The organism is Gemmobacter sp. 24YEA27, assembly GCF_030052995.1.
Taxonomy (GTDB): Bacteria; Pseudomonadota; Alphaproteobacteria; order Rhodobacterales; family Rhodobacteraceae; genus Pseudogemmobacter.
Genome location: NZ_JASJPW010000001.1, coordinates 768,229 through 779,543 on the forward strand (window position 1 = coordinate 768,229; position 11,315 = coordinate 779,543).

Annotated in this window: 9 protein-coding genes and 2 pseudogenes; 2 read left to right on the forward strand and 9 right to left on the reverse strand. The window is 64.4% G+C overall.

The window, feature by feature from the left end; all coding sequences use genetic code 11:
- Positions 1 to 35: 35 nt before the first annotated feature.
- Positions 36 to 724 (forward strand): annotated as a pseudogene (locus QNO18_RS03835) (enoyl-CoA hydratase-related protein).
- A gap of 200 nt (positions 725 to 924) precedes the next feature.
- Here the strand turns inward: QNO18_RS03835 and QNO18_RS03840 are convergent.
- The 3 genes from QNO18_RS03840 to QNO18_RS03850 are packed head-to-tail and all read right to left on the reverse strand — an operon-like array spanning position 925 to position 4,799.
- The gene (locus tag QNO18_RS03840) at positions 925 to 2,196 is read right to left on the reverse strand and encodes an MFS transporter (RefSeq protein WP_283176606.1); all 1,272 of its coding nucleotides are present in this window, start codon (positions 2,194 to 2,196) and stop codon (positions 925 to 927) included.
- Positions 2,132 to 2,524, reverse strand: coding sequence for a hypothetical protein (locus QNO18_RS03845; protein WP_092900414.1), 393 nt, complete (start codon positions 2,522 to 2,524; stop codon positions 2,132 to 2,134). Before QNO18_RS03845 ends, QNO18_RS03840 begins: the two co-directional genes overlap by 65 nt.
- A gap of 1 nt (position 2,525) precedes the next feature.
- Complete coding sequence (locus tag QNO18_RS03850; RefSeq protein ID WP_283176607.1) at positions 2,526 to 4,799, reverse strand: TonB-dependent receptor; 2,274 nt, start codon at positions 4,797 to 4,799, stop codon at positions 2,526 to 2,528.
- Between the two features lie 186 nt (positions 4,800 to 4,985).
- Between QNO18_RS03850 and QNO18_RS03855 the strand changes: the two genes are divergently transcribed.
- Entirely contained in the window at positions 4,986 to 5,924 is a 939-nt protein-coding gene (locus QNO18_RS03855; RefSeq protein WP_283176608.1) for an AraC family transcriptional regulator, read from the forward strand.
- Positions 5,925 to 5,929: 5 nt separating this feature from the next.
- Here the strand turns inward: QNO18_RS03855 and QNO18_RS03860 are convergent, their stop codons facing one another.
- The 6 genes and pseudogenes from QNO18_RS03860 to QNO18_RS03885 form a co-directional block, all read right to left on the reverse strand.
- Positions 5,930 to 7,105, reverse strand: coding sequence for an acetyl-CoA C-acyltransferase (locus QNO18_RS03860; protein ID WP_283176609.1), 1,176 nt, complete (start codon positions 7,103 to 7,105; stop codon positions 5,930 to 5,932).
- 34 nt (positions 7,106 to 7,139) lie between these two features.
- Positions 7,140 to 8,765, reverse strand: a complete 1,626-nt coding sequence (locus tag QNO18_RS03865) for an AMP-binding protein (protein ID WP_283176610.1) — start codon at positions 8,763 to 8,765, stop codon at positions 7,140 to 7,142.
- Between the two features lie 80 nt (positions 8,766 to 8,845).
- A complete protein-coding gene (locus QNO18_RS03870; protein ID WP_092900427.1) occupies positions 8,846 to 9,244 on the reverse strand; it encodes a RidA family protein in 399 nt (132 codons plus the stop codon).
- Entirely contained in the window at positions 9,241 to 9,663 is a 423-nt protein-coding gene (locus tag QNO18_RS03875; RefSeq protein ID WP_283176611.1) for a thioesterase family protein, read from the reverse strand. Before QNO18_RS03875 ends, QNO18_RS03870 begins: the two co-directional genes overlap by 4 nt.
- 10 nt (positions 9,664 to 9,673) lie before the next feature.
- On the reverse strand, positions 9,674 to 10,126 hold the full coding sequence (locus QNO18_RS03880; RefSeq protein WP_283176612.1) for a cupin domain-containing protein: 453 nt from the start codon (positions 10,124 to 10,126) through the stop codon (positions 9,674 to 9,676).
- 38 nt (positions 10,127 to 10,164) lie between these two features.
- A pseudogene (locus tag QNO18_RS03885) lies at positions 10,165 to 11,299 on the reverse strand (acyl-CoA dehydrogenase family protein).
- Positions 11,300 to 11,315: the final 16 nt, after the last annotated feature.

An 11,315-nucleotide genomic window follows, 5' to 3' on the forward strand; every position in this document is an offset into this window, starting at 1 on the left:
CGGTGACGCTGGACCGGCCGCAGAAACATCATGCGATGAATGCGACCATGATGGCCGAACTGACCGGGGCCGCGATGACCCTGGGCAAAGATCCGGCGGTCCGGGCGGTGATCCTTGCCGCAGAGGGGCCGACATTCTGCGCGGGGGGGATCTCGACTGGATGCGCGAACAGCAGGAGGCCGATGCCGCCGGCAAGGCCCAGGCGGCGCAGGGCCTTTTCGCCATGCTGAGCACGCTGGATGAGATGCCAAAGCCGTTGATCGGGCGTATCCAGGGCAATGCCTGGGGCGGTGGGCTTGGGCTGATTTCGGTCTGTGATCTCGCGATTGCCGCCGAGGGCGTTCGTTTCGCGCTGACCGAGACGCGGCTCGGGCTGATCCCGGCGACCATCGGGCCGTTCGTTCTGCGCAAGACCGGCCCGGGCATGGGGCGGCAGATCTTTTTCACCGGTGCGACCTTTGGTACGGATTTCGCGCTGAGATCGGGGCTTTTGTACCAGGCCTGCCCGGCGGCGGATCTCGATCAGCATATCGCGGAAATCACCACAGCCGTGCTGCGGACCACGCCCGGCGCGGTCGCGATGGCCAAAGAGTTCTGCCGCGACCCGGCTGTGCCGGGCCCGGACGGGGCCGCGCTTTCCGTCGCGGCCCTTGCCAGATGCTGGGAAGGCGAAGAGGCGCAAAGCCGGATCACCGCCTTCCTCAGCCGCAGCGAGACCAGGTGATTACAGCACAGAAGCCCGGGCGCGTCACGCGACCCTGGCCTCAGGCCAGTGCTGGGGCTGAGCGATCACCACGGCGCCCAGGATCACCAGACCAGCCGGCGCCACGCCGATCACAAAGGCCGAGACGATGGTGCCGCCAGCGGTGGCGACGAAGGAAATAACCTATATACCAGATGGTTGACCCCTATGCCGGGCTGGCTTCAGGTCCTGACGCTTACATGGGCGCTTCTGGTCCCATGCCAGCGCGTTCCGGCGGTTGCGGCCATCGAGATCAGCGTGGCGATCAGGAAAAGGCCACCATAGCCGAGCTTTGCAGCGATAAAGCCCGAGGCAACGCCGCCAAACTGATAGACGATCATTTGCGCACAGGCGAGCAGGGTGAAATCGGTTCCGGGCTGGTCCGAGGAACAGACCTGCATGAACAGCGAATAAAGCGCCACGATTTCCATATAGCGGATCAGGGTCTGGAACACTGCCGCTGCTCCGACCGGGTAGAGGCCTCCGAGAACGCCGAAGGCATGCAGCGTGAAAATTGCAAAACACAGGCTGCGCAGGCTGCCCAAAAGCACCAGCGTCTGATGTGCGCCGCGGCCCTTTACCAGGATCGCCGCAAGGGCCGCGCCACCCAGGCCCACACTCGCCGCGGCCGCGCCCGAGAGATAGCCGATCCAGTCAAGCGGCATTCCGGCATCGACGAGATAGGCACCTTCCATCGCTTTCACGAGCCCTTCCGAGGCGCGGTAGAAGAGCGCAAGGCCGAGGACGCTGAGCGCTTCGGGGCGGGCGAGGAAGGCCCGGATCGAGGGCCGGTGGCGTGGGGCCGGGCGGACCTGATCCTCATACATCCATGGCAGGATGATCAGCGGCAGAAGCGTGACAAAGCCCATGATGATCATGGTCACCTGCCAGCCGAAATGCTGGTAGATCAACAGGCTGGCCGTGCCGCCGATCAGAACCGATGCGGCAACCGCGCCGCCCTGGATCGCATTGCCGGTGGCGCGTTCCTGTGGTGCCAGGGTCAGCACCGCATAGCCATCGGTGGCGATGTCCTGGGTCGATGTTGTCAGCGCCAGCGTGAGGCCGATGACAAACAGCGCCGGGATATTGGTCGGCGCGATCAGCGCGAGGGCGAAGATACACAAGGCGGTGGCAAGCTGCATCGGCACGATCCAGCCCCGCCTTGGCCCAAGGGCGCGCAGCGGATTGAAGCGTTCGATCCAGGGCGCCCAGAGGAATTTCAGCGCCAAAGGCAGCATGATCAGCGCCAGCATCCCGATCGCTTCTTTCGACACCCCGTTTTCGCGCAGGATCGGCGGCACGGCGGCAGCGACAACATAGGACGGCACCCCCTGCGCGATATACAGCGCGGCCAGAACCGCATAGCGGCGCATCGGGCCGGGCAGGGTCTCACCTGTCTGCGAAAAGCCGGTCATGGAGGGCGAGGAAAGCGGCCTCGGCGATGCTTTGGTCATCATAAACCTCGACGGGGATAGACCAGAATTGCGAGAAGGCGGCCCGCTTGCGCTCGGTCGGGGTATCGGTGACGAGCACCAGCCCCCGGATCCGCTCGGCGGTGGCCGCACGGCTGGCTTTGGCCAGCTGGTTCTGCGCCACCTCGCCGTCGTGATCAAGACGGAAGCCCCTCAGATCGGAATAGAGCACGAAGGGGCAGTCATGGCGGGCGAGCCGGTCGAACAGCGCCAGGTAGCCGGCGCTGTCGGTGATATCCTGAGGTGGCTGGAAGCGCAGGGACAAAGCCGAAGCCATATCCCGCGCCGCATGGCGGCCAAAATGGATCATATCAGAACGAAACCCGGTATCCGACGGTCACTGTGCGGCCGAGGCCCATGCTGTCGACATTGCGCGTGGCGGTGGCGGTGGGGTTGGCGTAACCCTTGTCGAAGAGGTTTTCGACCGCGACCGAGAACAGCCCGGGCCCGATCTGTTTCGACACGCTCGCATTGACCAGGTTGACGCTTTGCAGATCGATCTCGCCCGGCGCGCGGTCACGGCCCGCCAGGTGCAGCGCCTCGACCCGGGCCCGCCAGCCATTCCCGAACTCCTGCGTCACCCCGAGCCGCGCCCGCAACGGCGAGCCGATCCGGTTATTGCCGATCCAGGCGTCGACATTCCCGTCGCCATTTTTGTCAACGCGGCCCTCGCGATAGGCGATCATGCCATCGAGAACCGTCGCGTCGGAAAGGGCATACATGCCCTGGGCCTCGATACCCCAGATCTCTTCGCGCTGCTGGCTGACCTGATTGGTGACCGGGTTGAAATTCACCCCCTCATCCGATGTCGAATACCAGGCCGAGATCTGGCCGTTCCAGGTCTCTTCCTCGTGACGCAGTCCGATCTCCCAGGTGTCCACCACCTGCGGCTTCGGCCCGATATCGGCATAGGAGAGCGCATAGGTTCCGGGGGTGCTGCAGCCATAGGCGCCGGCAATCAGCGGGTTGTCATTGCCGTAAGCGGTGCAGATCTCGGCCACCGAATTCATCCCGGCGCGGCGGGTAAAGCTGCCGATATCGGTCAGCGAATAGCCCTGGGACCAGCCGCCGAACAGCTGCGTTGCCTCGCTGAGTTTCCAGGTGAAGCCCAGATTGCCGGTGAATTCTTCGAAGGTGAATTCGCCGCCGGTCACGCTGACCGGGGCCAGATCCAGCCCGACCCGATAGGCCGGAAAGTAGTAATAGGCGCGCGGGCGCGAGAAATTGCCGACCGTCAGATCGTAATGGTCGTACCGGATGCCGCCCGAAAGCGTCAACGCGTCATTCACCGGCAGGGTCAGCTGCGCAAAGAGCGCCCGGCTGTCGCTGTCGAGCGGCGTCGAAATCGCCTGGCCGTTGATTGCATTCTGCCTTGTCTCGTCCGTTCCGGCCTCAAAGCCCCAGCTCAGCCCTGCTTCACGCCCGAAAATGGTCAGCGGGCTGTCGATGGCCACCGTGAGCGTGTTGCGCAGGCTTTCCAGTTCCGACTGGTTGTAATCGGCGGTCGGATCGGCCGGATTGCCGCTGTAATAGACCAGCGTATTGACCACCGGATCAAAGACGTTGAACGAAAACCGCTTCATCACGTCATTGCGGGAAAAGGTGACCGCGAGCTTGCCGAGGGCGAAATCCTGATCGGTGTAGCGCAGCGTCAGATAGTTGGAATCCTCGGTCACCGGCTTGCCGTAATAGGGGCGGCTCAGATCCGGCGCGACCGGCGAAACGGTGTAGCTGGTGAAATATTCCGGCCTCTGGTCGAGGCGGACCTGTTCAAAGCTCAGCTCGATCCGTTTGGCATCGTCGATATCATAGCCAAGGCGCAGACCCAGATTGGCGGCTTTGGTATGGTCACCGCCGCCCTGGCCCAGCATCGGGTCCGAGGGCAGAAGATTGCCATCGCCGTCGAACGTCTCGCGGCTTTGCCAGCCTGACAGGGTAAAGGCATAGTCAAAGGCACCGATCTTCTGGTCGACCTGGACCGAAAGCTCGGGCGCGATCGAGGCACCGATATCGGTTGTGAAGGCTTTGGCCCGCAGGTCCACCGTGACGCGCGCGGTGCCATCGGCATTGGCGCCCGACCGGGTGATGAAGTTGACCATGCCCCCGGTGCCCCCCGCGCCATAAAGCGAGGAGGCGCCGCCGATCACCTCGATCCGCTCGACCGAGGCGAGGTCGATCAGCGACAGCGTCCGCGAGCTGTCGCGCAAGGGCGTGTTGCGTGGCACGCCATCCACCATCACCAGAAGGCTGCGGCCCCGGAACGTCTCGGACGCGCCCGAAAGCGTCTGATTGCCAAAGCTGAAGCCCGGCACCAGCCGCGCCAGCAGGCTGGTCGCATCGCCGCCCTGTTCGATCTGGGTGGTGATCTCGGCTTCGCCGATCACCTGGACTGCGCCGGGGATCGCGGAAACCGGGCGCTCGCTGCGATTGGCGGTGACGACGATGGTGCCGAGAAAGACCGGCTCTTCCTCTTGCGCATGGGCGGGCGGGGCGATTGCGATCAGGCAGGTGGTCAGCAAAAGCCCGGCAAGGCCGGTCCGCTGGCGGCAGCGGGCAAGGTGTCGGGGCGAACTTGTGGTCGGCATGGCGGCAAATCCCTTCAGGAGGCAGGGGAAGATCGGGGGTATGCGATCAGGGTTAGACATTGCTGACGAAAATAGTAAGTTTAGCCTGTCCCGCCTCAGGATTTGTCTGGACCCATGTTCCATCCATCTGGATTTTCACGACAGAGCGCTGCGCCACCCGGGTCTTCACCTGGGGCGGGCGAGGCCATGAACGCGTCCGGGGCAGGGGGCCAGCTATGGGCGGCCGACCGGCTGACGCGGCGAGATTTCGCGCGGCCGCGCTTTCGGACGGCGCTGCGGGTGGCAGCCGGGCTCTGGGGCAGGCTGATCGAGGCCAGGGCGGTGGTGCCCCAGGCGGCCACGGAGGATGGGCATTTCCAGGCCATCGAGATCGGTGATGTGCTGTTGTCGACGCTGGATCTGGGCGGCGGCGAGCAGAGCTGGCATTTCACCCCGACCCCGGGATCTGCCGGGCGGGTGCTGCTGCTGTTGCGCCTGATCCGGGGCGGCTGGCTGCAGGAAGGCGACGGGCCACGGGTATGGCTCCCGGCGGGGCAGATCGCGCTTCTGACCCCCGCAGGCCCGTTTGATCTCGGGCTGCCGGATGGCGGGCGCTGTGATCTGGGGTTGATCGAAAGCGATGCGGCCCTCGGCCCCGGGGTGCGGGTGCTGGCCGGCACCATGCCCTCGGTCAATCATCTGGCCTTTGTCGCGGGGTACCTTCTGCGCTGCGCGCCCCATCCCGAAGGCCGCAGCCAGGAGCTGAAACAGATGCTGTTTCGCGCGCTGGATCATGTGCTCAGCGATCTGGGGGGCAAGAACAATGGCAGCGCCGAAACCCCGTTCGAGAGGTTCAAATTCCTGATCGGCGCCAATCTGGGCCGGGCGGATCTGTCGCTGGAAGAGGTGGCGGCGGCGATGGAGTTCAGCCCGCGCCAGCTCCAGCGCTTTTTGCAAAGTCATGGAACCAGCTTCCGCGCCCATCTTCTGCTGCGGCGCCTGCACCATGCGCATGATCTGATCGAGGCGGCGGGCCAGGCAAAGCTGCGGATCGCCGACCTCGCCTGGCGCTGTGGTTTTCGCGATCCGAATTACTTTTCACGGGCCTATGCGAAACACTGGAAAGTGCCGCCCAGCCGGGATTAGTCGTCTCAGACCGCCAGCAGCTCGACCGCGACCCCCTGGCCGACGCCGATGCAAAGCGTGGCAAGCGCCGAGGCACCGCCCGTTTCTGCAAGCCGTCTTGCCGCGTTTGCGACGATGCGGGCGCCCGACATGCCAAGCGGATGGCCCATGCTGATGCCGCCGCCTTTGGCGTTGACGCGCGGGTCAGCATCGCTGAGCCCCCAGGCACGGGTACAGGCCAGAACCTGGGCAGCAAAGGCCTCGTTCAGCTCGATCACATCCTGATCGGCGGGCGGTTTTGCACCGCGCGCGACCAGACGCTCCACCGCCGCAATCGGGCCGATTCCCATGATCCGGGGCGCAACCCCGGCCGAGGCGGCGCGCCCGATCCGTGCCAGAGGCGTCAGGCCAAGCGCCTTTACGCCTTTGGCCGAGGCCAGCAGCACCGCAGCGGCGCCGTCGTTCACCCCCGCCGCATTGCCTGCGGTCACCGTGCCGCCGTCGCGAAATGGTGCCTGCAGGGCGGCGAGCTTTTCAATCGAGGTCGCGCGCGGGTGTTCATCCGCGCTGACCACGGTGTCACTTTTGCGGCCCCGGATCGTGACCGGAAGGATATCCGCCGCATGCCAGGCTGCGTCATAGCGGGTCTGCGACGACAAAGCGTAAATGTCCTGATCCTCGCGCGAGATGCCGTAGTCTTCCGCGACATTCTCGGCGGTCTCGGGCATCGACTCTATCCCGAACGCCTCTGCGATCCGCTTGTTGACGAAGCGCCAGCCGATGGTCGTGTCATAAATCTCGGCCTGGCGGGCAAAGGCCGCATCCGCCTTGGGCATCACGAAAGGCGCCCGGCTCATCGATTCCACGCCGCCCGCGATGATCACATCGGCCCCGTCCCGGATCGCCCGTGCTCCCGCAATCACCGCATCCATCCCCGAGGCACAAAGCCGGTTCACCGTCAGCCCCGGAACCGAAACATCGAGGCCCGACAACAGAACCGCCATCCGCGCGACATTGCGATTGTCCTCGCCCGCCTGGTTGGCGCAGCCAAAGATCACCTCATCCGGCGCCAGCCCCGGATACAGCGCCAGCAGACCGTCGATCACCTGTGCCGCCATATCATCGGGCCGCACCGGGGCCAGCGCGCCGCCATAGCGCCCGATCGGCGTGCGGCGCATCGCGCAGAGAAAGACGTCATTCATCGGGGGGCTCCGGTTTCACAGAAAGAGTGGCCGTTCAGGATTTCGCAGGCTGGCGCAGCTGGAAGCGCTGGATCTTGCCGGTCTGGGTCTTGGGCAGCGCCCCGGTAAAGACCACGCGGCGCGGGTATTTATAGGGGGCGATCACCTTTTTCACATGGTCCTGCAGCGCCCTGATCATCAGTGCATCACCCTCATGCCCCGGAGCGAGGATCACATGTGCCTCGACAATCTGGCCACGATCCGCGTCAGGAGCGCCGATCACCGCGCATTCCTGCACCGCCGGATGCGAGAGCAGCGCCGCCTCGACCTCGGGCCCGGCGATATTGTAGCCCGCCGAGAGGATGATGTCGTCGGTCCGGGCGGCAAAGTGGAAATAGCCCTCTTCATCCTGCCAGAACGTGTCGCCGGTCAGGTTCCAGCCATCCCGGACATAGACCTCCTGGCGCGGGTCATCCATGTAACGGCAGCCTGTCGGGCCGCGCACGGCAAGACGCCCGGTCTGGCCGCGCGGCTTTTCGGTCATGTCTTCGTCGACAATTTTCGCCTCATAGCCGGTGACGGGCTTGCCGGTGCAGCCGGGGCGGTGATCGTCAAAGCGGTTGGTGATGAAGATATGCAGCATCTCGGTCGCGCCAATGCCATCAAGCATCGGCTTGCCGGTTTTGGCCTGCCATTCCTCATAGACCGGCGCGGGCAGGGTTTCGCCCGCCGAGACCGCCGCGCGCAGCGAGGACAGATCCGCCCCCTGATCCATCGCGGCCAGCATCACGCGGTAAGCGGTCGGCGCGGTAAAGCAGACGGTGGCGCGATGTTCTTCGATCATGCCGATCATATTGGGCGGGCTGGCCTGTTCCAACAGCGCCGCCGTCGCGCCAAAGCGCAGCGGAAAGACCGCGAGGCCCCCCAGCCCGAAGGTAAAGGCCAAAGGCGGGCTGCCGATGAAGATATCATCGGGCGTCACATTGAGGATCTCTTTCGCATAGCCATCCGCGATGATCAGCAGATCGCGGTGGAAATGCATCGTCGCCTTCGCATCGCCGGTCGTGCCCGAGGTAAAGCCCAAAAGCGCCACATCATCGCGCCCGGTCTTGACCGCGTCAAATCGCACCGGCTTTTTCAGCGCGATACGGTCCAGTTCGGCATCATGGTTGGCGGTGCCGTCAAAGCCGATCACGGTGGTCAGAAACGCGCTGTCATTCTTGCAATGGATCAGGTCTTCCATCAGCCGCGTGTCGCAAAGCGCATGGCTGATCTCGGCCTTGTCGATCACCTTTGCCAGCTCGCCCGAGCGCAGCATTGGCATGGTATTGACCACCACCGCGCCCGCCTTGGTCGCCGCAAGCCAGCAGGCCACCATTGCGGGGTTATTGGCCGACCGGATCAGCACCCGGTTGCCGGGCTTCAGGCCGTAATCCTCGACCAGCGCATGGGCGATGCGGTTGGTCCAGTCGGTCAGTTCCTTATAGGTGCGCGAGCGGCCATTGCCGATCAGCGCGATATGATCGCCAAAGCCCTTTTCGACCATGCGGTTGGTCAGCTCGACCCCCACATTCAGCCATTCGGGATAGTCGAACCCCGTCAGATCCAGCCCCGGCCAGGTCTCTGTGGCGGGCAGGCGGTCGCGGGTGAAAGTGTCCAGATGGCCCGTTGGTCCCATCATGAGGTTAGCTCCCTGTTGGCTCCGCCGCAGTCTTGTCGCTGTCTTGTCGCAGCTTGCGGGGGATGTTCTTTCTTGCGCAGTCAGGCCGGGATCACGGCCGTGGCCTCGATCTCGACCTTGGCGCGGTCCTCCATCAGGGCGATGACCTGGACCACCGCCATGGCGGGGTAGTGGCGGCCGATGATCTCTTTGTAATGCGCGCCAAGACGCTTGAGCCCGCCGAGATATTCGTCTTTGGTGGTGATATACCAGGTCAGCCGCACCAGATGTTCGGGCCTGGCGCCGGCTTCGGCCAGCACGGCGACGATATTGCGCAGGGTCTGGGCCGTCTGATCGACGAAATCATCGCTCTCGAATTCGCATTGCGCATTCCAGCCGACCAGCCCGCCGGTGACGACGATCCGGCCCTCGGCGGCCATGCCATTCGCATAGCCTTTTGCGGGTTTCCAGCCTTCGGGATGCAGGGTCTGAATGCTCATGGTTTCTCCTGAAATGCTATAATCCGGGCCCGGACATCCTCCGGCCAGGGATGGGACTGCCCCGATCCGTCAACATAGACCAGCGTCAGACCAGCGGTCAGACGGTGGCTGCCCGCGCCGCGCTGATCAAGGTGATGCGCCTCGATATGGCAGGTGATCGAGGCGCGGCCGATCCGTTCGATGCTCAGCTGCCAGTCCAGCACCTCTCCCAGGCGCGAGGGCGCATGAAATTCCGCTGTCACCTGGGCCAGCGGCACGCCATTGCCGCCGGCCATCATCACCTCATAGGGCAGGCCCGCCACCTCCCGGAAAAAGTTCTCGGCGACGGAATTCGTCATCTCGAAATAGCGCGGATAGAAGACGATCCCCGCCGGGTCGCAATGGTTGAACTCTATCCGGATGGGGCGGTGCCAGATCATTTCCCTTGCCTCATTCGTTGGCTTCGGGCGGCAGGAAATCGACCGCATGTTCAGCCGAGACGCGGACGACCTCCTCGACATCGGTCATATTGTGCAACTGCTCGAACAAAGCGCGCAGATCGCCGGCGGGCGAGACCCAGAACAAAGCACGCGAGGGCACATCGCCCTTGTTGAAATAGCCATGCGGCACGCCGCGCGGCATTTTCACCAGATCGCCGGGCCGCGCCACCGACCAGACACCATCGAGCTTCACATGCAGCTCACCCTCCTGGACCAGAATGAATTCATCCTGGGTCGGGTGGATATGCACCGGCACGAACTGGCCCGGTTCGGAATTGGTCTCGAAGGAAAAAGTGCTGCCGCAATCGGCTTTCGGGAAATAGCGCTGGCCCAGAATATTCCATTCCACGCCTTCGATGCCCGTACCCAGCCGGGTGATGCCGCCGTCAAGTGCCCTGGTCATTGCCATATTTCCCTGTTGTTGATGGTCGTCCTGAAATCCTAACCCAGAAGGCTGCGCGCAATCACCACGCGCTGCACATCCGAGGCGCCCTCATAGATCCTCAGCGCACGGATATCGCGGTAGAGCTCCTCGACCTTCATGCCGCTGCGCACCCCGTCGCCGCCATGCAGCTGCAGCGCCGCGTCGATCACTTCCTGGGCGGCCTCGGTCGCGTAAAGCTTCGCCATCGCGGCCTCGCGGGTGATCCGCGCCGCGCCCTGGTCCCTGGTCCAGGCGGCGCGGTAGACCAGCAAAGCCGCCGCGTCGATCTTCAGCGCCATATCGGCCAGATGCCCCTGCACCAGTTGCAGGGAGGACAGCGGCTCGCCCTGGATCCGGCGGCTCTGCACACGGCTCAACGCCTCATCCAGCGCGCGCCGTGCCATGCCCAAAGCCGCCGCCCCCACGGTCGAACGGAACACATCCAGCACCGACATGGCCAGTTTGAACCCGCCCCCGCCGTGCCGATCAGCGCAGACTCGGGCAGGAACACCTGGTCCAGCTTCAGCCGCGCCAGCGGATGCGGCGCCATCACCGCGATCCGTTCCGCGATTTCCAGCCCCGCCACATCTGCCGGCATCAGAAAGGCCGAAAGCCCGCGCGCCCCGGGCGCCTCGCCGCTGCGGGCAAAGATCACATAGAGATCCGCGATGCCCCCGTTCGAGATATAGGTCTTCTCGCCCGAAAGTCGCCAGCCGCCCTCGACCTTTTCGGCCAGGGTGGTGCTGTTGGCCACGTCCGACCCTGACCCCGGTTCCGTCAGCGCGAAGGCCGAAATCGCCTCACCGGCCCGCGTCTTCTTCAGCCAGCGCCGCTGCCCGGGCGTGCCAAACAGCGACACCGCCCCCATGCCAAGCCCCTGCATGGCAAAGGCAAAATCCGCCAGCGCATCATGGCGCGAGAGCGTCTCGCGGATCAGACAAAGGCTCCTGACATCCAGCACTTCGCCCTCATCAGCCCCGGAATGCCGCAGAAATCCCGCCGCCCCAGATCCCGCACCAGGCCTTTGCAGGCGGTATCTACATCACTGTGATCCACCGGCAGATGCCCGGCGGCCCATTCCTCCAGCGCCGCTGACAACTCTCGGTGACGCGTCTCAAAGAAGGGCCAATCCAGAAAACTGCGGTCGCTCATTTCATCTGTCCAAAAA